Origin of the sequence: Kitasatospora cystarginea (assembly GCF_039533515.1) — a bacterium.
GTDB classification, from domain to species: domain Bacteria; phylum Actinomycetota; class Actinomycetes; order Streptomycetales; family Streptomycetaceae; genus Kitasatospora; species Kitasatospora cystarginea.
The window spans coordinates 1-20,858 of record NZ_BAAATR010000018.1 but is presented as its reverse complement, the minus strand read 5'-3'; the positions used below and the strand labels follow the sequence as shown (position 1 = coordinate 20,858).

Below are 20,858 nucleotides of genomic sequence, written 5' to 3'. Positions count from 1 at the left end.
GGGAACGGAAGTCAACTCCTGGTCTGGTACGTGACGCCGCGCGCCTTCACGGAGTAGGGGCACTCCGCCTTGTTGTACTCCCACCGCCAGCCGCTGGTGGACGAACTGCCGTCCGCACAGTGCACGGTGGCCCTGACGTAGACGCCCATCCCCTGGCACTTCGCGTGGCCGCGACCGGCTCCGCCGGGACCGGCGCTGTCAAGCCAGGTGATACAGCCCGCGAGCCGGGTGTCCGTCGATCCGACGACGGGCGCGGCGGCGGCGGACAGGGCCGGGACAACAGCGAGCGCCAGGGCCGCGGTTGCCGTCCCCAGAACCTTGTTCAGGCCGAGCATGGCATGTTCCCCTTCCGACGGAACGGGCCGTCGCCGCAGGGCGACGCCGACACGTCTTGTCCTGTCCCCGCCCATGCTGGCCTCCTCTGTTCGGCGCGGCTCTCCGTTCCCGGCGGAATGGCGGATTCTCCCCGGCCCTGCGGCCGGAACGAGCGTCCGTGGCCGCCTTGCCGATCCTTTTGCCCGATCTACCCTGAAAGATGGTGGTCAGGTCGGCGTCCACCACCTCCGATGGACACCGCAGCCGGGCCTCCGGGCAACCCTCGGCGCCGCATCCGTCCCAGTCCGCTCCGGCCCGACGGCCCGACCGGGCGGCGGACGCCCGCGCCGCGGAAAGGAGTCATCGTGGCAGACGCCGACCGATCGGGTTCGCAGCCCGCCGCCGCGCCGGTCGCCGCACCCGCCCCGACTGCCCCCGCCACGGCGGATCCGGGCGCGCTGGGCCTGGCGGCCCTGGCCATGACCACCTTCGTGCTCAGCTGGTTCAACGCCGGACTGATCAACGGGGCGGTCGGCTACGTGGTGCTGCCGCTGGCCTTCTTCTACGGCGGCATCGTGCAGGTGCTCGCCGGGATGTGGGAGTTCCGCCGGGGCAACACCTTCGCCGCCACCGCGTTCGCCTCCCTCGGGGCCTTCTGGCTCGCGTACTGGGGGTACGTCGGCGGAGTGGTGCCGCACCTGATGCAGGAGCCGCAGCTGTACCAGGCGACCGGCCTGTTCCTGCTGGCATGGACCATCTTCACCGTCTACATGACGATGGCCGCACTGCGCACCAACGGCGCCGTGCTCGGCGTCTTCGCCACCCTGAGCCTCACCTTCCTGTTCCTCACCATCGGCGCGTTCGCGCAGTCGACCGACTGGATCAGGATCGGCGGATGGGTCGGCCTGATCACCGCGCTGGTCGCCTGGTACGCCTCCTTCGCCACGGTGGCCAACAGCACCTGGAAGCGGACGGTGCTGCCGGTGTGGCCGCTGAGTTGAGCCGCCGCAGCGGCTCACGATGAGTCAAGAGATACCCGGAAGCACAGCTTTCGACCCCATCCGATCCCGCCGCGGTGGCTCTGGCCACCGCGGCGGTCGCGTGCACCCTGCGCCTCGCACCACCTCGCCCGCCCTTGCGGCCGGGCGGGCCCTCGCGGTGCCGAGGGCAGCCGCAGCCCTCTGACGTCCATGAATGCATCGCACACGATCCCGAACACCTAACCTCCCGATCGATCGGTCGGGAGGTAAAAAGCGCGTCAGCTCCACGCCGACTCCGTTGACCCGCCTTCCCCGGCGGTGCTTTGCTTCACGACAGCGAGGCGCACAACCTGTCAGATCGTCAGACACCGTGCGATCCACCACGGTTGGTTCCACCGCCCCACCGCCGGAACAGGACGAGAGCCCCAAGCGGACCGCTACGCCGTGTCCCGAGTTCCTCGGCTGCCAGGATCCTCCGCTGCGCAGACACCGCGTGACCTTTCGCTCTCCCGCCCTGCCGTGCGACACCTCCGGCGTCCGGCCCGGTCACCGGGCTACCGTCCGACCAGTGCGCCCCGCCACCTGTCCCACGCAGCCCCGACCGCCCGCCGCCGACCGGCGCCCGGGCGACCTGCAGGAGAGAGGATCCCCCGCACATGGGCAACCCCCACAGCCGCGGCGCGGCCAGAGCCGCCCTGACCGGCCTCGCCGCACTGTCCCTCGTCACCGGCGCCCTGATCGCCGCCACCGCACCCCAGGCGGCGGCCGCGCCGGACGCGCAGCAGAACCGGACCCGATCCGTCGCCAACCCGTACAGCCCCGCGTACGGGCACGACTACCGGCACGGTGTGGTGCCGACCATCCAGCAGAACGCCAAGATGAAGGCCTGGGCCGCTGCCCAGCCGTCACCGCACGTCGCGACCGGCCCGGAGACGCTGTCGTACGGCGGCGGCACCAACGGCGTCGGTGTCCTGGACGGCCACGCCAAGGTCTACCTGGTCTTCTACGGCACCCAGTGGGGTACGCAGAGCACCAACGGCAACGGCGACCTGACCTTCTCCGGTGACGCGCAGGGCGGCGCACCGGTCGCCCAGGAGATGTTCAAGGACATCGGCACCGGCAACGAGCTGTGGTCGGCCGACCTGACGCAGTGGTGTGACGGCCCCAACGTCTCGGCGGGCGCGACCAGTTGCCCCTCGAACGCCAGCTTCGTCCCCTACCAGAGCGGCGGCGTGCTGGCCGGCGTCTGGTACGACAACTCCGGCTCCTCGCCGAGCGCGGCCAGCGGCAACCAGCTGGGCCAGGAGGCCGTCAAGGCAGCCGGCCACTTCGGCAACACCACGGCGGCGGCCAACCGGGACGCCTACTACGTGATCCTCTCGCCGCACGGCACCAACCCGGACAACTACCAGAACCAGTACTGTGCCTGGCACGACTACACCGGTGACAGCTCGCTCACCGGCGGCGCGGTCAGCTCGCCCTACGGCGATCTGGCGTTCTCCAACCAGCCCTACAACATGGACTCCGGCGCGGGCTGCGGTGTCGGCTTCGTCAACTCGCCCGGCGCCCTGGACGGCTGGACGATGACCCTCGGCCACGAGTGGCACGAGACGATGTCCGACCAGTTCCCGGCGGGCGGCTGGACCAACCAGCAGGCCGGCAGCTCCTACAACGGCCAGGAGAACTCGGACGAGTGCGCCTGGCTCAGCCCCGGCACGGCGGGCGGCGCGGCCATGGTGACCATGGGCACCGGCACCTTCGCCGAGCAGGCCAGCTGGTCCAACGACACCAACTCCTGCGCCATCTCGCACCCGATCGTGGGCGGCGGCACCGGCCAGAACACCGTCACGGTGACCAACCCGGGCAGCCAGAGCGGCACCGTCGGCACCGCGGTCAGCCTGCAGATCAGCGCTACCGACTCGGCCTCCGGCCAGACGCTGACCTACTCTGCCACCGGCCTGCCGGCCGGCCTGTCGATCAGCTCCTCGGGACTGATCTCCGGCACCCCGACCACCGCAGGCACCTCCTCGGTGACGGTCACCGCCAAGGACGGCACCGGCGCCTCCGGTAGCGCGACCTTCTCCTGGTCCGTCTCCGGCTCCGGCGGCGGTGGCGGCACCATCACCAACGGCGGGTTCGAGACCGGCAGCCTGAGCGGCTGGAGCGCGAGCGGCGTCACCAGTGCCTCCGCCTCCGCCGCGCACAGCGGCGGCTACGGCGCGATGCTCGGCTCGGCCAACCCGACCACCACCTCCTCGATCGCCCAGACCTTCACCGCGCCGGCCGGCAGCAGCAAGGTCTCCTTCTGGTACGACGTCACCTGCGACGACACGGTGACCTACGACTGGGCGACAGCGACCCTCAAGGACAACACCACCGGGACCAGCAAGACCGTCCTGGCCAAGACCTGCACCCTGGGCTCGGGCTGGAAGCAGGCCACCGGCTCCCTCACCGCGGGCCACAGCTACACCCTCACCCTCACCAACAAGGACGACAACTACCCGGGCGACGCGACCTACACCTACTACGACGACGTGACCGTCTCCTGACGTAACGTCACTCCCACTGCGGGGGCGGGCCGGAACCGGCTCGCCCCCGCGGCCGTCCAAGGGGAGACCACGACAGGAGGGACCGTGAATCCTCGAACGGTTCACCGGCGTACCGCGCACATCCTCGGCGCACTGCTCAGCACCGCCCTGGCCGTCGGCGGCTGCTCGACGACCGGCGGCCGCCCGGCCTCCGCCGGGCCGTCATCGCCATCGTCGCCGTCCGCCCCGGGCCCGGCGTCAGCTACACCATCCGACCCGGCGTCCGCCCCGGCATCCACGACAGCTTCCCCGACGGCCTCCGCTCCGGGTACGGCCCCGCACGGGTCGGTCCTCCTCGACGAGCACGCCGCGGGCAGCACGGTCCGGGTGGGCACCGGCACGGCCGTGCTGGTCCGGCTGCACAGCACCTACTGGTCGATCCCGGCCAGTTCCGACTCCCAGGTGCTCGCGGCCGTCTCCGGCGGGAGCACACCCACGGGGGCCTGCGAGCCCGGCGGCGGCTGCGGCGTGGCCGCGGCCGACTTCGTCGCCCGGCGGCCGGGCAGTGCGAAGGTCACCGCCGGGCGGCGCAGCTGCGGCGAGGCGATGCGCTGCCCACCGGGGCAGGGCAGCTACACCGTCACCGTCGAGGTCACCGGTTGACGGCGGAACACCCGGCCTGAACTCCTCACCGGCGGCCCGGGCCCGTCAGTCGCCACCCGGCAGGGGCGGGAGTGCCGGTTCGGTCAGCCAGGCCGTGAAGAAGTCGTCCAGTGGGCGGCCGGCCCAGCGGGTGGCGGCGGCGGTGAAGTCGGCGGTGGTGACGGTCGAGTGGCGGTGGGTGTCGGTCCAGTCGCGCAGCAGCCGGAAGAAGGTGTCGTCGCCCAGGACGCGGCGCAGGGCGTGGACGGTGAGGCCACCACGCTGGTAGACGCGGTCGTCGAACATCAGCCGGCGGCCCGGGTCGGCGAGGACCAGATCCTGTGGCAGGGACGAGAGTTGGCGGTGTGCGGCCTCGGCGAGGGTGTGGGCGGCGGGGCCGCCGGAGCGCTCCGACCAGAGCCACTCGGCGTACTTGGCGAAGCCCTCGTTCAGCCAGATGTGCTGCCAGTCGGCGACGGTGACGCTGTTGCCGAACCACTGGTGGGCCAGCTCGTGGGCGACCAGCCGTTCCCAGCCGCGCGCGCCGTCCAGGTGGTTGACCCCGAAGGTGGCGAGCCCCTGGGCCTCGACGGGCACGTCCAGCTCCTCATCGACCACCACCACCGTGTACTCGCCGAACGGGTAGGGGCCGAACAGCTCCTGGAACAACCGCATCATCTCGGGCTGCCGCCCGAAGTCGCTCTCGAAGCGCGCTGCCAGGCGGGCCGGGACGTACCCGAGCTGCGGCACGGCGGCGGGGCTCTCGTCCAGCCGCACCGCCCGGTACGAGCCGATCGACAGCCCGACCAGATAGCTGGGCGTCGGGGCCGGCTGCTCGTAGACCCAGGTGGTGGTGGACGCGTGCGCGGCGCGCGCCAGCAGGCGCCCGCCGAGTACCACCGTGTACCCGGACGGCACGGTCAGCGAGATCAGGTACGCGGCCTTGTCCGAGGGCCGGTCGTTGCACGGGAACCAGGACGGCGCACCGACCGGCTGAGCGGCCACCAGGGCGCCGTCCTCGGTCTCCTCCCAGCCGATCCCGCCCCACGGGCTGCGGACCGGCTGGGGCTTGCCGGACCACCGCACCTCGACGGTGAACTCGGCGCCCGGCGCCGGGGGCACGGCCGGACGTATCCGCAGTCTGCCCCCGCGATGGGTGTGCTGCGCCGCCCGTCCGTCCACCCGGACCCGCCCGACCCTCAGACCGGCCAGGTCCAACGCGAACTCCCCCAGCCGGTCCGGTCCCGGGGCGGCGACGGCTTCGATCCGGGCGCTGCCGACGAGCCGGTTGCCCTCCGGCCGGTAGTCGAGCTTCAGCTCGTACCGCCGGACGCGGTAGCGCGGGTCGCCGCTGTCGGGGAAGTAGCCGCTGGTGGCTCGCGCCTGCTGGGAGTTCACCGGTTCGTCCGCTCTCTGCGAGGGCCCGCCGTGGTGCCGTGGCACCCACCCTACCGCCGGGCTCACCCCGCGCAGGTCACCCGTCGTCCCCGGATGCGGTCCGCCCACTGCCCCTCCCCGAGCGGTCCCGCGACTCGAACCAGCCAAGTGACCGACCAGTAAGGTACTCGGTACGACGCTGGGCGAAGGGGAGTTGGCGAAATGAGCGACGACGGCGCGCAGCCGACCGGAACCGGGTTCTTCACCTCGGTTGACGATGTGTCCGCGAAGCTGGCCGAGGCGGGTTATCTGGCCTCGCCGGCGGTCGCCACCACGGTCTTCCTGGCCGACCGGCTCGGCAAACCGCTGCTGGTGGAGGGCCCGGCCGGGGTCGGCAAGACCGAACTGGCGAAGGCGGTCGCCCGGGTCGGCGGCGCGAGACTGGTCCGGCTGCAGTGCTACGAGGGCATCGACGAGTCCCGCGCGCTGTACGAGTGGAACCACGCCAAGCAGCTGCTGCGGATCACCGCCGGGCGGGACGAGACCTGGGAGGCGGCCCGCACCGACATCTTCGGCGAGGAGTTCCTGCTCACCCGGCCGCTGCTCACCGCGATCCGCGGCAGCGAGCCGACCGTGCTGCTGATCGACGAGACCGACAAGGCCGATGTCGAGGTCGAGGGCCTGCTGCTGGAGGTGCTGAGCGACTTCCAGGTCACCGTGCCCGAACTGGGCACGATCACCGCCACCCGCCGCCCGTTCGTGCTGCTCACCTCGAACGCGACCCGCGAGCTCTCCGAAGCGCTGCGCCGCCGCTGCCTGTTCCTGCATCTCGATTTCCCCGACGCCCGGTTGGAACAGCGGATCGTCCGGCTGAAGGTGCCCGGCCTGGACGAGGTGCTCGCCGAATCGCTGGTCAAGGTGGTCGGCGCGCTGCGGGCGATGGAACTGCGCAAGTCGCCGTCGGTGGCGGAGACCATCGACTGGGCCCGGACCCTGCTCGCACTCGGCGCCGACACCTTGGACGAGACGGTGGTCCGCGACAGCCTCGGTGTGATCCTCAAGCACCAGGACGACGTGCTGAAGGCCTCCCGTCAGCTGACGTTGACATGAGCGAGGCCAAAGTGAGCGAGGCCGACCAGGGCGCGGCCGACGCCGCCGAGCCGGTGAACGCCCTGCCCGAGCGGCTGACCGGGTTCGTCCAGGCACTGCGCGGCCACGGCCTGCGGATCGGCCCCGGCGAGAGTGTGGACGCCGCCTCCGTGCTCGCCGTGCTCGGCCTCACCGACCGCACGTACATCCGCGAAGGGCTCGCCGCCGCACTGCTGCGCACCGACGGCCAACGCGCCGTGTTCGACGCCACCTTCGACCTCTACTTCCCGCTCGGCGTCGGCACCCCGGAGGCCGCCCGCCGGAGCGCGGACCCCGGACCGGCCGGGCCCGCCACCGCCGAGCCCGTCAACCCCGTCAGCCCGGTCAGTCCCGTCAACCCCGCCGACCGGGCCGTCCTGGACGACCTGAGGGAGCGGCTGGCCGAGGCACTGGCCGCCGACGACCGCGCGGCCCTCACCCGGCTTGCGGGCGAGGCGGTGAACACCCTCGGCAGGTACGGCTCCGGCCCCACCGCCCAGGGCTGGTCCGCGTACCAGACCCTCAGCCGGTTGCAGCCGGAGACCCTGCTGGCCCGGGTGCTCGCCGCCCTCCGTGCCGGACAGCCGCCCGGGTTCACCGACCGGCTGGACGCGGACGGGATCCGCCGCCGGATCCAGGGCTTCCGCGGTCTGGTGGGCACCGAGGCCCGGCGGCGCGTCGCCGAACTGCGCGGCACCGACCAGGTCGCCCGGCGCGCCGTGGCACCCAGCACCGACCAGGTCGACTTCCTGTTCGCGGGCCGCGACCAACTGGCCGAACTGCGCCGCACGGTACAGCCGCTGGCCCGCAAGCTCGCCACCCGGCTGGCCGCCCGCCGCCGCAAGGCGAGCGGCGGCCGGATCGACCTGCGCCGCACCCTTCGGTGCTCGCTCTCCACCGGCGGCGTACCGCTGCGTCCGGCCTACCGCCGGCGTCGCCCCGGCCGGCCCGAGATCGTGCTGCTGTGCGACGTGTCCGGCTCGGTGGCGGGCTTCGCGGACTTCACCATGCTGCTGGTGCAGGCGATGCGCGACCAGTTCAGCAAGGTCCGCGTCTTCGCCTTCGTCAACCGCACCGACGAGGTGACCCGGCTGGTCTCCGCGGGCTCCGCCGACCCGGCCGCGCTCAGCCGGCGCATCCTCACCGAGGCCAAGGTGGTCGGCTTCCACGGCAACAGCGACTACGGCGCCGCACTGGGCGAGTTCGCCGACCACTATCCGGACGCGCTCGGTCCGCGCACCTGCGTCCTCGTCCTCGGCGACGCCCGCAACAACGGCCGCGATCCCAACCTGCCCGCCCTGAAGCGGATTTCGGAACGCGCCCGCCGGGTCTACTGGCTCAACCCCGAGCAGACCGAGCTCTGGGCCACCGGCGACTCCGCCGCTCACGCGTACGCCGGACTCGTCGAGATGCACTCCTGCCGCAACGCCCGCCGCCTGGGCGAACTCATCGCCCGGCTGCTGCCGGTCTGAGTAACGCGGGAATCCGAGTGCGGTCGCCGGCCGGCTGTGGCAGGGTCGGTCCGGCGAGGGCAAGCCGCCTTCCCCGCCGGCCGGCTGAGCACAGGAGGGTTAGTTGACCACGCCACCTCGACTGGTCCCACTGCTGGAGCAGTTCGACTTCGCCCGCAAGCGCCTCACCGACCGGATGGCGGGCCCGGTCTCGGACAGTGGCAACGGCGTGGACGTCGACGTCGCACCCATGACCGACGAGGAGTACCGCTGGGAGCCGGCACCAGGCTGCTGGTCGATCCGCCGGCGTGTGGACGGGCCCGGGCCGAGCGCGGCCTTCCTGGTCGGTGCGGGCGGCTGGGGACGCGACTCGGCAGACAGCCCGCACCCCTCGCCGCCGCCGTTCACCACCATCGCGTGGCGCCTGAGCCACCTCAGCGAGATGCTCGCCCTCCGCGCCGACCACACCGACGGCAGCCACCGACTGACCCGGGAGGACCACCCGGTCGCCGCGGACGCCGCCGGGGCGATCAGGGTCTTCGACTCCGCTGCCACGGCCTGGCGAGCGGTGCTGCTCGGTGCCGACGACGCCGCGCTCGACACGGTCGGATTCAGCCGGTACCCGTACGGCAGCGACCCGGAGGACCTCTTCATCGAGACGGTCTGGTGGGTCAACCAGGAACTGCTGCACCACGGAGCCGAGATCGCCCTGATTCGCGACCTCTACCGCGCACGGCAGCACTGACCCATCCCGTCACGGCCGGATCACGACTCGGCTGCTCTCACTCCGAAGAAGGCTCAACTTGCTCTTCACGCAATGGGATTGACACCCATCTCGTTGACGCCTTCCGACGCACTGGGCCATCGTGCCCACATCAGGACGGCGAGTGGAGGACGAGCCCATGGCAATGGACCACCAGCGATTACCACTGTCCACCGGCAGCGAGTGCACGATGGTGTACGGCCGTCCCGGTCCCGCGCTGCGGGACTGGGTCCTCGGCTACCGCGGCTACCGGATGAGACTGCCGCAGCCGCGACGACGCATCGAAGTACCCACCGACGTCATCACGTTGGCGCTCGGTTTCGAGGGTGTGATCTCCCTGGTCGACGCGGTGGAGCCGGGCCCCGTCGCACGGTTCACCTCCGTGGTGAGCGGTCTGCGGCGTACCGCGACGATCGCGGCGCACGACGGCCGGCTGCGGGGAGTCACGGTCTCGCTCACCCCGCAGGGCGCGTACCGGATGTTCGGTCCCGTGGCGGCCGAGCTCGGCAACCGGTGGACCGACGTCTCCGAGGTCATCGGCCGCGGTGCGACCGAACTGGTCGATCGCCTGGCCGGGGCAGCGGGCTGGCCGGCGCGGTTCGGCATCCTCGACGCCTTCTTCACCGCCGGGCTGGCCGAGGGAACGGAGTGGGATCCGGCGGTCGCCCGCGCCTGGAACGCGCTGCGGGCCTCCGGCGGGCAGACGACGGTGGAGCAGCTGACCGATCTCACCGGCTGGAGCCGCCGCCGGCTGGAACTGCGCTTCCGCTCGCAGATCGGGGTGCCGCCGAAGCAGGTGGCCCAGATCACCCGGCTGCAGCGCACACTCGAGGCGTTCGAGGCCCCGGGCCGGCCGTGCGGCGCACTGATCGCCGAGCGGTGCGGGTTCTACGACCAGGCCCACCTCGACCGCACCTTCAAGGGGATGGTCGGCTGCTCACCCCGGGAGTTCTTCGGCTGGCGCGATCTCGGCGCCGGGCTCCCCGAGCCGACCGACCGACTCCGCGGCCGGGTGACCAGCGCCGCGCTGCTCCCGGCAGCGGACGGCCCCGCCGGACCGGCCTACTTTGACCGGCCGGTCCTGACCGGCCGGTTCTGACCGGGCAGCGGCACGCTTTCGCTTTCGTACAAGACAGGCCGGCCCGTCCCACGGCAGGCTCTGCAAGGACGGCCGCACCGGGAGACCCGACCCGGCCGCACTGGGGGGAGTCTCGCACCCGAGGTCCGGCAGGACCCGGTCCGGACAGGCCGGTCCCGTCCCGCGAACCGCCCGGAGCACAGTGCACGGAGAGCGTTGCAGACAGCAGGATCGACACCAAGGAGCCGGAATGTCCTTCCGAACGTCAGTCCGTCTGGCGGCCCTCACCACGGTCGTCGGCGCGGGCCTGCTGGCGGTCCCCGCGACCGCCGACGCCGCCATCGCCCACTACACCCCGCAGTCCGTCTGCGGTTCCAGCTACGGCACTCGCGCTTCCTTCAACCTGCCGGGCGGCACCTCGACGGTCTACCTGACCTACAGCGGCTCGACCGGCAAGAACTGTGTGGTCACCATCAAGAACAGCCGGGTCGGCACCCCGACCCTCACCGGCGCCTACATCACCTACGGCGACGGCAGCGGACGGCAGCAGGACGCCGGCAACTACAGCTCCTACGCCGGGCCGGTCTACCTGTACGCCCCCGGACAGTGCATCTACTTCGGCGGCGAGGACTACAACTCCGGTGGCTGGTGGGGCGAGGGCCCGGGCTGGTGCGGCTGACGGACCAGCCGCACCAGGACGCACCGTGACTGAGGACCGTCCGTGATCCCCCGGCCTCGGCCTTCCTCCGAGGGCCGAGGCCGGCCGGCTCCGGGCGGGCCTCAGGAGAAGACCACCGAACGGAACTTCAGGCGCTCGGAGGCGTGGCCGGTGAACGGTCGAAGGCTGAAGTGGTCGCCTCCGCAGTCGGCGTCCTTGAAGACCGTGGCGGTCGAGGCCGTGCGGTTGCGCGGGGTGTCGGCGGGCTCGGAGTCGTTCGGATCCGCCACCTCGGGCAGGTTGACGCACACTCGGCTCGGCGGGTCGATCAGCCGGCCGATCTGCGGGGAGCCGTCCAGGCCGATGAACCGGTAGGTGAACTCGCCCTGAGCCGCGCCGGCCGAGGCGGGCACGGTCAGCACGAGCAGGAGAGCGGCGGTGGCGGCCGTCGCGGCGTTGCGGAGACGCATGATCAGGTGTTCCTTCTCGATGGCAGGGTTTGCCAGGTCGGACAGGCACCACGGTAGGAGGCCCCGCATCCGCCGAAACGATTCCTCGCGTCACCTTCGCACTGCACCGAGTTGACGAGACGTCAACTTTTCTTGATCCGGGCACGTCGCACGATCGCGCCGAGTACCACCACGGCCAACGCGGCGCCGTACGCGGGCTGCTGGGCGCCGCCCTGGAGGAGATAGAGCGCCTGCCCGGCTGCGGGGACGGCCAGCCACTCCCAGCGCCCGTCGAGCGCCACCAGCGCGACGACCAGCAGGCCGTACCAGGGGTACGCGGGCGCGACCAGCAGCAGCGCGGTACCGGTGACCAGCAGCGCACCGCTCCACGGACGCGCCGGGTCGCCTCGCCGCAGGACGTACAGCACGACCACCGCCAGCACCAGAGCGGCCGCGTACGGCGCCCAGTCCGCCGGGAGCAGCAGCCGCAGCAGGCCGAACCGCCCGATGCCGCCGTCGTCCTGGTACCCCTCCTCGCGCAGATAGCCGGGCAGGTAGCCGATCACCCTGGTGCCCGAGGCCATCACGTACGGCAGGTAGGCGAGCGCGAACGCGGCCAGCGCGGCGCCGGGCAGCACCAGATCACCGAGGCCCGGACGGCGGGCGAGCACGCCCGACATCGCGCCGGGCAGCGCGAGTCCGGGGAGCAGCTTGGTGGCGACGGCCGCGCCGAGCGCGGCCCCGGCCGCGACGACGCGCCGCCTGACCGCCAGCGCGAGGGCGATGACCAGCAGCAACGCACCCAGGGTGTCCACATGGGCGTCGTTGACGGACCAGATCGCGATGCCGGGGAACCATCCCCAGAGCGCCGCGCGCCAGTCCCGGCGGCGGACCAGCAGCACCCCGGTGGTGGCGACCGCGAGCAACGCGCCGCCGACCTGGACGGTCCGCACGGTCCCGCCGGCCGCGTGCAGACCGAGGAACCAGAACTCGGCGACGGGCGGGTAAATGGTGTGCACGCCGGGCCGGTTGATGTGGGTGCAGACACCCGAGGCGGTACGGTGCTCGTTCCATGCCCGGCAGGGGTCCGGCGGGAACAGCGCTGGGTCCCGGAGCCGGGCGAGCGCGGAGTCGTCGGGCGTGTACCGGTACGGCGAGACACCGGCGGCCTGGACCCGGCCGTCCCAGACGTAGCGGTACACGTCGTCGCTGGTGCGCGGCGGTGCCGCCAGGCCGGTGGCGGCGACGGCCACGCTGCCCGCCAGGACCAGTCCGGCGACCCGCGGCGCGGGCACTCGGCGCAACAGGGCCACGGCGGTCGCGAACAGGCCGAGGTCGGCGAGGTACCAACCGTGCAGCGGACGGGAGTTACCGAGCGTCCCGCCCCGGCTGACGGTCAGCGCGAGGGCGGCGACCAGCGCGACCAGGGCGCAGACGGCGAGCACGGTGGCGGAGCGGGCGGGCGGGCGGGTGGCTGGCACGGGTTCACCCTGCCACCGGGGCCCGCCGCTCCGGCGCAATGGCGGGCCTCCGTTCGACTTCCGTAAGCACGCCGAACCCCGACTTCGCGGCCCGCAGGCGCCCTCATGGAGGCGTGGAACCGACGACCCCCGGATGACGTGGCGATGGCCGGCGGCCTGGTTCGCATCGGTGTCGATGTGCTCCGCCAGAACCAGAGCCTCCACAGGGGCCCACCCACGGGCCATCGGCTACGGCACCGGGGGCGCAATCGTGCTGGAACTCGGGCGCGACGGCGCCGACCTGCGGGTGATCGGGACGGTCAACGCACTGACCACGGGCCGACCGGGCGAGGCGGCGCGCATTCGCTGCCCGGTGTGGGCCGGGGTCGGGTCGGAAGACCCGATCATGCCGCCCGCGCAACGGGACGCGTTCACCGCCGAGATGCAGGCCGCGGGCTCGACTGGCGCCTCGTGGTCTACGGCGGAGCCCTGCACGCCTTCCACCACCCGCCGGTCGACCAGACCGTGGTCCCGGGCGTCGGCTACCACCCGCAGCACGCGCAGCGGGCCTGGCGCGACATCGTCGACCTGCTCGCCGAGTGCCTGCCCGTGACGGAGTGAGCTGGAGCATCGGGACTGCCATCGTCATGACACGGCAGCGGAGAAGATGACACAGCGCCTCAGGAGCTACGAGGACGTACAGGTCCTCAGCTTCGCTGCCAAGCCGCGAGATCGGGAACGTGGTGCCCCTGGTAGGCGGCGGCGGTCACGATGCCCGTGCACGAACTCCGGTCCAGCGCCCGGAGATCCTTGGCCAGAGGCCACCATGACCAACACCACGGCCAGCAATGAGCTCCGCGCCCACCTCGTGACCGGCGTCATCGACGGCACGTACCGCGCTGATGAGCTGATCGATGCCTATTGTCCTGTCGGGGGCGCGATCGGGGCGGGCGTTGCTCACCGCACGCTACCGGCCGCGCGACGATCCCCACCGACGCCACCACTCCGACGGGCGGTCAGCGGTGAAACCTCACCCGATCGAGGGGGTGGGACCAAACGAACCCGGAACTCTCCGCCCTTTCCTCGCGCCCTCACCTGTTCAGCGCAGAAGTGGGGCCAACGGAAACCCGTGGCGGGTTTGCGGATCGCTTCTCAGCGCAAGCCACCCCACGAGGATCGGCCGGCAGAGCGAGTTGAATCCGCCAGTAGACGTGCACAGCAGTTCGGCTCACAGGACTATCGCCGTTCGACTTCTGTAAGCACGTCGAGCGCCCTCGCCAGGCCCAACACGCGCTCTCATTAAGGCGTGGACCCGAGAACCCCCGAACCTCACGATCGCGAAGAGGATGGGCCGAAGGCCAACGGCCCCGAGCCCGCCAAGCCATCCAAACCCACGGAAACACCCAAGTCTCCACCTCTCCCCGAAGCCGCTCCGCCCTCCAAGGCGCCAGTCCCGACACCCCCGTCCGCCGTGCGACCCAAGCCCGAGGCCCCTCCCAATGCCGGGGCAGTACGACCCACGCCCGGGGAGCTGGCCGAGCCTCAGACAACCATCCGGGTGAGCCGAGACGTCGACTTCCCGCTGTCACTCCTCCCGCAATCCCTGCGCCGAGGTCCGTTTCGGGAGGACGCATTCACGTCGGTGCTGCACGAGCCGCGCACCACCGTCGTGGTGGGCCGCTGGCTGGGCGCGGCACTGGTGGTCTGTTTCATGACCGGGCTGCTCAGCCATGTCCTCCAGCAGCCGCCGACCTGGCTGCGCGACCACCTGCCAAGCCGCCCGGTGAACGGCTACCGGGTCACCCAGGGACTGCACGTCATCTCGGGGATCGCCGCGATCCCGCTCCTCGGGGCGAAGCTCTGGGCGGTCTACCCCCGGCTCTTCGGTCATAAGCTTTTGGGCGACAGTCACGACCCCCGTTTGAGAAAGTCGAAGCTGTTCGAGTGGCCGCCTGTTCGCAGCGTGCTGCACGCACTGGAGCGGCTCGGCATCGCGGTCCTGGTCTCCACGATGCTGCTGGAGCTGTTCATCGGACTGCTGAACATCCTTGAGTGGTACCCGTGGCCGTTCCCCTTCCGGCAGACGCACTTCTGGCTGGCCTGGGTGGCCACCGGCGGGCTGCTGGTGCACGTGGCCGCCAAGGGGCCGATGATCGCGCAGCACTGGCGGCGCGGCAGCGTCCCGGGGCTGCGCCAGCGGCGGGCGTTCCTCGGCGCGGTGACGGTGGCGGCCGTCGCGGTCACGGCCACCACGGCCGGTCAGACCGTGCCGTGGCTGCGCCGCCTCACCCTGTTCGCCCCGCGCCGCCCCGACCTGGGCGAGCTCGGTCTCCCCGTCACCCGTACGGCCGCCCAGGCGAACACCACCGTCACCCCGCCGGACTGGCGGCTGCGCATCGATGGTCCACGACCGTACGAACTGACGATGGATCAGCTGCTCGCCCTTCCGCAGTCCGAGTCGCGGCTGCCGATCGCGTGCGTCGAGGGCTGGAGTGCCTCCGCCCACTGGTCCGGGGTCCGCCTCAGGGACCTGCTCGCCCGGGCCGGCGCGCCGCCCACCGCCCGGGTCCGGGTGACCTCGCTGGAGGCCAACGGGCCGTACCGGGTGATGGAGATGCCCGCCGCGTTCGCGCAGGACCCGCTGACGCTGTTGGCGCTCCGGGTGAACGGCCGGGTGCTGACGGCCGACCACGGCTACCCGGCACGAATCATCGCGCCCAACCGGCCGGGTGTGCTGCAAACCAAGTGGGTCGCACGGCTGGAGGTGATCTGATGCGGACGTTCCGGGTGGTGACCGCGCTCGCCGGGACCGGCCTGATCGGGTACGGGGTCTACGGGCTGCTGCACGACAGCTACATCACCGATCCGCTCGACGTGCTGGTCTGGCTGTTCGGCGGGCTGCTGATCCATGACGGGCTGTGGGTCCCGGTGCTCTGTGCCCTCGGGGCGGGCTTCGTCCGGGGACCGGTGCTGCGCGGCTGGCTGATCGTCGCGGCGGCGGTCACCGCCGTGGCGCTCCCGCCCCTGCTGCGCGACGGGCGGAACAACGGCAACGCCTCCCTTCTCCCGCTGCCCTATCTGCGCAACTGGCTGCTCGCTCTTGCCGTCACGGCCGTCGCCGCCGCTGTGACGGCCCTCGTCTCGCGGACCCGCCGCCGCGGATGAGCCGCGAAGGGCGAGCGCGTACCGCATCGAGGGCTGCCGTCGCGCTCGTCCTGGGCGGCCGTCACGGTGACACCGGTGCGACCGGCTCGACCACGCTCACCATCACCTGGGGCCGGGTGGGACCGGTCGGGCCGGGCGCCGCCGAGGCCCGGGCTCACGTCCCCGGCAGTCCGGTCTCAAGGCCGTCGAGCGCGTGCGAGCAGATGCAGTCCCGGGCGCTCGGCAGGCCCTCAAGTGCCTTGAACAGGACGGTCCGCAGCCGATCCACGTTGCGCGCGAACACGGCCAGCACCTCGGCGTGGGTGACCCCCTCCCCGGTCTCCACACCTGCGTCGAGGTCGGTGACCAGGGCCAACGAGGTGTAGCAGAGCCCGAGTTCACGGGCGAGGACCGCCTCCGGATGGCCGGTCATGCCGACCACCGACCAGCCGTTGGCGGTGAACCAGCGCGACTCCGCCCTGGTCGAGAAACGCGGGCCCTCGATCACCACCAGGGTGCCGCCGTCCACCGGCTCCCAGGCGTTGTCCCGGGCGGCGGCCAGCGCCGCGCGCCTGCCGTCCGGGCAGTACGGGTCCGCCATCGAGACGTGGACCACCTCGGGTACCCCGCCGTCCGGCAGCGGCAGCCCGTCGTAGTAGGTCTGCACCCGGCCGGAGGTGCGGTCCACGAACTGGTCAGGGACGACCAGCGTGCCGGGGCCGTACTCGGGGCGCAGCCCGCCCACCGCGCACGGTCCGAGCACCTGGCGCACCCCCAGCGAGTGCAACGCCCACAGGTTGGCCCGGTAGTTGATCCGGTGCGGTGGCAGACTGTGCGCGCGACCGTGCCTGGGCAGGAAGGCGACGCTGCGTCCGGCCACCTCCCCGATGAAGAGCGAGTCGCTGGGCGGCCCGTACGGGGTCTCCACGGCAACCTCGGTCACGTCGTCCAGCAGTGCGTAGAGGCCCGAGCCTCCGATCACGCCGAGCTCGGCTCGCGGGAGCCGGGCGGTGCCTGCGATGGTGTCAGCCACGGTGACTGCCTTTCGGTCTCGTCCTGCCCCCACCATAGAAGCAGCCACCGCCGGAGCGGTGGTCCCGCGTCTTACCGGACTCGGACGGTGCGGCTCTTAGGGTAGGAACCACGAGGGCCCCTCGCCCCCAGCCCCCACCCGGTGGCGGGCGATGAGGGTGCGTCCTCGCCTTTCGGAACCGTCTAAGCGGAGCGGACTGCTGATGCTGATAGCGAAAGGCGCGAACCTCGCGCTGTCCACGACCGGAGTCCGGGTGGAGCTGCACTGGCGCGGCGGTCCCGGTGTCCCCGACGCGGACGCCTCCGCGCTGCTGCTCGCGGGCGGACGGGTCCGCTCCGACGCCGACTTCGTGTTCTACAACCAGCCGCAGGACACCTCCGGCGCGGTCCGCCACCTCGGCAAGCGGCCCGATCAGGACGGCACGGTCGCCGACACGCTGACGGTCGCTCTGGACCAGCTGGACGACGCGGTGGAGACCGTGGTGCTGGCGGCCTCCAGCGACGGCGGCCCGTTCGGGGCATTGCCCGGACTGCACCTGCGGGTGCTGGACTCGCACTCCGGCCAGGAGGTGGCGCGGTTCGAGGACACGGGGGCGAGCAGCGAGACCGCCTTCGTACTCGGGGAGCTGTACCGGCGGGGCGGCGGCTGGAAGTTCCGGGCGGTCGGCCAGGGGTACGACAGCGGGCTCGCGGGTCTGGCCACGGACTACGGCATCACCGTCGATGACGAGCCGGGCCAGGCTTCGGAGCCCGCCCCCGCGTCCGTACCGGTGCCCACACCCGCACCCGCACCCGCACCCGCCGACGCACCCGCACCCGCACCCTCCCCTGTCAGCCTCAGCAAGATCCGCCTCACCGAGAAGGACCCGGTCGTCTCGCTGGCCAAGCACGGGACCACCGCCGGCATGCTGCGCGTGAACCTCAACTGGTCTTCGGCGGAGGGCCCGCAGCCGGGCCAGGGCACCGGTGGCCGACTGATGAAGGTGCTGCGCTCGGCGTTCCAGCCCGTCGCGGCGGCCCGGGATCTCGACCTGGGCTGCTTCTGGGAGCTGGCGAACGGCAGACGGGGCGTCGTCCAGGCCGTCGGCGGGAACTTCGGCGACCTGTACCAGCCGCCGTACGTGCTGCTGGCCAACGACGACCGCACCGGCAGGGTCGCCACCGGCGAGGACCTCTGGGTCAACCTCGACCGGGCCGCCGAGATCCGCCGCCTGCTGGTCTTCGTCTACGACTACGACAAGCTCCCGCTCACCGGCCTGAACGGTCTCGCCACGCTCTTCCCCGTCACCGGGCCGACCATCGAACTGACGCTGGACGGCTGCGAGTTCCCCGCGACCGCCTGCGTGGTCGCGACACTGGAGCACGACGGGAGCGGACTGGCGGTCCGCCGTGAGGGACGGTACTTCCAGGCCACCCCCGCCCGGTCCGTGCACCAGGCGATCGACGCCGCGTACGGCTGGAACTTCGACTGGTTCCCCGGGAGCAAGTGACGGCCCCCACCGCGCGCGGCGCCGGTCCGGGCCACCCCGGCACCAGCTCCCGGCCCACCTCCCGGAACCTGCCGTCCCGGCCCGCCGTTCCGCATACAGTGACCGTCCCGAGAACGGGACGAGAGGCGACGGCACGGGAGCAGGCAGAGGTGGACATGGCAGTGAGCGGCTCAGCGGTGGGCGGGCACCAGGCGCTGGCCTGGCGGGTGCGGCCGGCCGCCCCGGTCGCCGCCGTGCTGGTGCTGCACGGCGGCGAGGTGGCGAGCGAGGCCCGCCCCGGCCCGGTGAACCTGCCCGGGCTGCGGATGACCGGGTTCGTGCGGGCGGTGGCCAGGGCGACGGCGGGCGACGAGGTCGCCGTCGGGGTGGTGCGCTACCGGTACCGGGGGTGGAACGGCGAGCGGGCCGATGCCGTTCGGGACACCACGGCCGCGCTGCACGACCTCGCCGAGGAGCTGGGCCCGGTCCCGACCGTCCTGATCGGCCACTCGATGGGCGGCCGGGCCGCACTGCACGCGGCCGGCCACCCGTGCGTCACCGGCGTGGTCGCCCTCGCGCCCTGGTGCCCGGCGGACGATCCGCACGAGCAGCTGAAGGACCGCCAACTGATCGCGCTGCACGGCGACCGCGACCGGGTGACCGCTCCCGCCGACACCCTCCGCTTCGCGGCACGTGCCCGCTCGGCGGGCGCCCGGGTCGCCGGGTACACCGTCCACGGTTCGGGCCACGCCCTGCTGCGCCGCGCGTCCGACTGGCATCGCGCGACCGCCGGGCTGGCGGGCGCCCTGCTCGGTCTGCGCCCGCTGCCCGCCGCCGCGGCGGACGCGTTCGCCCTCGACCAGGACGCCTCCGGTGGTCTCGAACTCCCGCTGCCCAGGCGGATTTCCGAGCCGCCGCCCTCCTACCGGGTCAGCACGTCGAGTTCGTTGTCGGCGTCGTTGACGAAGTAGACCGCGTCACCGTCCAGGTCCACCGCGAGGCCGAAGAGCGCTCCCGCGCCCGGCGGGGTGCCCTCGGAGTTGATCTGCTTGACCGCCACCTGCTTGCCCTTGGGTGTGGTCTCGACGATGTTGCCGTCCCCTCCGTTGACCGTCAGGATGTCGCCTCTGGGCGTGAGGGCCATCCCCAGCGGTCCGTTCAGGGCGCCGCCGGTGCTGATCACCCGGCCGATGCCGTCGCTGTCCTTGCGGGTGAGGGCGCGCGGGATCGCGGTGATCCGGCTCCGCACGGTGTCCGCGACGAAGAGCGTTCCCTCGCGGTCGAGTGCCACCCCGGTCGGGCCGACCACCAGCGCCTGCGGGTCGGTCCGCTGCGGGAAGCCGTCGCCGATGACGGTGGTGGCCACCGGGTGCGGCGGTTTCTTGTCACCCTTGTGGCGCAGGGTGATCCGCAGCACGGTGCCCTGGTCCACCTCGTTGCCTCCGCCGGCGACCGTTCCGTTCAGCACGTTGGTCACGAACAGCTCGCTGCAGTCGTCGTGGCTGACGGCGGTCATGTCCCACGGCCCGTTGATGCCGTCGCCCGAGATGGTCTCGCGCACCGTGCCGTGGCTGTCGAGCACCAGCAGACAGCCCGCCTGGGCGGTGTCCGAGGTGCCGTCGGTGGTGGGCAGGCTGCCCACCACGACCCAGCCGCCGGGGAGGACCGTGAGCGCGGTGGTCAGCCCCACTCCGCCGGGGCACGGGCCGGGGAGGTGCGCCGGGTCGATCTGGGCGAACTGGGTGACCTTCCCATGCGGGCTGATCTGGACCAGCGTGGTGCCGCGGCCCTGCTGGTTGCCGAGCGCCTGCGAGTTGTTGAAGTTGCTGACCAGGATGTTGCCCCGGTGCAGGTCGCCGGCGTTCTCCCGGATCGCGAAGGTGCCGTACGGGTTCAGGTCCCCGTTCGCCGGGACGGTGGAAGCCACCGTGGACACGGTGTTCAGCCGGTTCAGGAACGGCTCGTGTTCGCCGCCCGCGGGACCCGCCGCGGCCGGCGCGGCCCCGACGGCCAGAGTGGCCACCAGCGCTGCCGTGGCGGCCCACGCGCTCGAACTAGCCCGAAGTCTCATCTACTTGCCTCCTGAAGGACGGGCAGGCAGCCCGAAGGGCGGCACTCGGCCCGCGAGAATGACGCAGAATCGTCCCCCGGGACGCCACGTTAGGTTCGACGGGCGGCCGCACGCCCGGTGACTTCCGCCAAAGGGTGGTCACGCTGCGTCATCACGGAGAGCCGGGAAGCCTGGTCGCCAATCGCAGCGCCGTGAGTCCGACGCGTGTTACACGGGCGGGTTCGGCTCCAGCTCGGCTCGTCCGGCCGCGTCGGAGAGTTTGATCAGCACGGCGGTCAGCAGCCAGTTGGCGGTCAGCGACGAGCCGCCGGAG

General features: G+C 72.2%; 18 protein-coding genes and 1 pseudogene. 13 read left to right on the top strand and 6 right to left on the bottom strand.

Annotated elements, in window-relative coordinates; genetic code table 11:
* Positions 1–11 precede the first annotated feature (11 nt).
* Positions 12–335: a hypothetical protein gene (locus tag ABD369_RS20395; protein ID WP_344637903.1), complete on the bottom strand. Its 324-nt coding sequence runs from the start codon at positions 333–335 to the stop codon at positions 12–14.
* A 345-nt stretch (positions 336–680) separates the two neighbouring features.
* Here ABD369_RS20395 and ABD369_RS20390 point away from each other — a divergent pair, with 345 nt between their 5' ends.
* The 3 genes from ABD369_RS20390 to ABD369_RS20380 all read left to right on the top strand — a co-directional run bounded on the left by ABD369_RS20390 (position 681) and on the right by ABD369_RS20380 (position 4,486).
* A complete protein-coding gene (locus tag ABD369_RS20390) occupies positions 681–1,316 on the top strand; it encodes an acetate uptake transporter (RefSeq protein WP_344637902.1) in 636 nt (211 codons plus the stop codon).
* A gap of 635 nt (positions 1,317–1,951) precedes the next feature.
* The gene (locus ABD369_RS20385) at positions 1,952–3,844 is read left to right on the top strand and encodes an Ig domain-containing protein (protein WP_344637901.1); all 1,893 of its coding nucleotides are present in this window, start codon (positions 1,952–1,954) and stop codon (positions 3,842–3,844) included.
* Between the two features lie 84 nt (positions 3,845–3,928).
* Positions 3,929–4,486: a hypothetical protein gene (locus ABD369_RS20380; RefSeq protein ID WP_344637900.1), complete on the top strand. Its 558-nt coding sequence runs from the start codon at positions 3,929–3,931 to the stop codon at positions 4,484–4,486.
* Positions 4,487–4,531: 45 nt separating this feature from the next.
* Here the strand turns inward: ABD369_RS20380 and ABD369_RS20375 are convergent, their stop codons facing one another.
* Positions 4,532–5,863, bottom strand: coding sequence for a M1 family metallopeptidase (locus tag ABD369_RS20375; protein WP_344637899.1), 1,332 nt, complete (start codon positions 5,861–5,863; stop codon positions 4,532–4,534).
* A 201-nt stretch (positions 5,864–6,064) separates the two neighbouring features.
* Here ABD369_RS20375 and ABD369_RS20370 point away from each other — a divergent pair, with 201 nt between their 5' ends.
* From ABD369_RS20370 to ABD369_RS20350, 5 genes are all read left to right on the top strand, one after another.
* The gene (locus ABD369_RS20370) at positions 6,065–6,952 is read left to right on the top strand and encodes an AAA family ATPase (protein ID WP_344637898.1); all 888 of its coding nucleotides are present in this window, start codon (positions 6,065–6,067) and stop codon (positions 6,950–6,952) included.
* Positions 6,949–8,442, top strand: a complete 1,494-nt coding sequence (locus ABD369_RS20365) for a vWA domain-containing protein (RefSeq protein WP_344637897.1) — start codon at positions 6,949–6,951, stop codon at positions 8,440–8,442. The genes ABD369_RS20370 and ABD369_RS20365 overlap by 4 nt, the downstream gene beginning before the upstream one ends.
* 103 nt (positions 8,443–8,545) lie before the next feature.
* Entirely contained in the window at positions 8,546–9,166 is a 621-nt protein-coding gene (locus ABD369_RS20360) for a DinB family protein (RefSeq protein ID WP_344637896.1), read from the top strand.
* A 157-nt stretch (positions 9,167–9,323) separates the two neighbouring features.
* Positions 9,324–10,283: a helix-turn-helix domain-containing protein gene (locus ABD369_RS20355; protein WP_344637895.1), complete on the top strand. Its 960-nt coding sequence runs from the start codon at positions 9,324–9,326 to the stop codon at positions 10,281–10,283.
* Positions 10,284–10,512: 229 nt separating this feature from the next.
* Positions 10,513–10,941, top strand: a complete 429-nt coding sequence (locus ABD369_RS20350; RefSeq protein ID WP_344637894.1) for a spore-associated protein — start codon at positions 10,513–10,515, stop codon at positions 10,939–10,941.
* A 101-nt stretch (positions 10,942–11,042) separates the two neighbouring features.
* On the opposite strand, the gene ABD369_RS20345 is transcribed toward ABD369_RS20350, so the two are convergent.
* Together ABD369_RS20345 and ABD369_RS20340 are read right to left on the bottom strand one after the other, a co-directional pair.
* A complete protein-coding gene (locus ABD369_RS20345) occupies positions 11,043–11,390 on the bottom strand; it encodes a hypothetical protein (RefSeq protein WP_344637893.1) in 348 nt (115 codons plus the stop codon).
* 122 nt (positions 11,391–11,512) lie between these two features.
* Positions 11,513–12,850 (bottom strand): glycosyltransferase 87 family protein, encoded by a 1,338-nt coding sequence (locus tag ABD369_RS20340; protein ID WP_344637892.1) that lies wholly within the window; start codon positions 12,848–12,850, stop codon positions 11,513–11,515.
* Between the two features lie 220 nt (positions 12,851–13,070).
* Here ABD369_RS20340 and ABD369_RS20335 point away from each other — a divergent pair.
* The 3 genes and pseudogenes from ABD369_RS20335 to ABD369_RS20325 all read left to right on the top strand — a co-directional run.
* Positions 13,071–13,450 (top strand): annotated as a pseudogene (locus tag ABD369_RS20335) (dienelactone hydrolase family protein); the annotation flags it as partial.
* A 1,021-nt stretch (positions 13,451–14,471) separates the two neighbouring features.
* On the top strand, positions 14,472–15,602 hold the full coding sequence (locus ABD369_RS20330; RefSeq protein ID WP_344637891.1) for a molybdopterin-dependent oxidoreductase: 1,131 nt from the start codon (positions 14,472–14,474) through the stop codon (positions 15,600–15,602).
* Positions 15,602–15,994, top strand: a complete 393-nt coding sequence (locus tag ABD369_RS20325; protein WP_344637890.1) for a hypothetical protein — start codon at positions 15,602–15,604, stop codon at positions 15,992–15,994. The genes ABD369_RS20330 and ABD369_RS20325 overlap by 1 nt, the downstream gene beginning before the upstream one ends.
* Before the next feature lie 154 nt (positions 15,995–16,148).
* Here the strand turns inward: ABD369_RS20325 and ABD369_RS20320 are convergent, their stop codons facing one another.
* A complete protein-coding gene (locus ABD369_RS20320; protein ID WP_425557694.1) occupies positions 16,149–17,042 on the bottom strand; it encodes an S-methyl-5'-thioadenosine phosphorylase in 894 nt (297 codons plus the stop codon).
* 166 nt (positions 17,043–17,208) lie between these two features.
* Here ABD369_RS20320 and ABD369_RS20315 point away from each other — a divergent pair, with 166 nt between their 5' ends.
* On the top strand, positions 17,209–18,495 hold the full coding sequence (locus ABD369_RS20315) for a TerD family protein (RefSeq protein ID WP_344637888.1): 1,287 nt from the start codon (positions 17,209–17,211) through the stop codon (positions 18,493–18,495).
* Positions 18,496–18,650: 155 nt separating this feature from the next.
* Positions 18,651–19,445, top strand: coding sequence for an alpha/beta fold hydrolase (locus ABD369_RS20310; RefSeq protein ID WP_425557693.1), 795 nt, complete (start codon positions 18,651–18,653; stop codon positions 19,443–19,445).
* Here ABD369_RS20310 and ABD369_RS20305 read toward each other — a convergent pair.
* Positions 19,397–20,545 (bottom strand): hypothetical protein, encoded by a 1,149-nt coding sequence (locus tag ABD369_RS20305; RefSeq protein ID WP_344637886.1) that lies wholly within the window; start codon positions 20,543–20,545, stop codon positions 19,397–19,399. The genes ABD369_RS20310 and ABD369_RS20305 overlap by 49 nt on opposite strands.
* Positions 20,546–20,858: the final 313 nt, after the last annotated feature.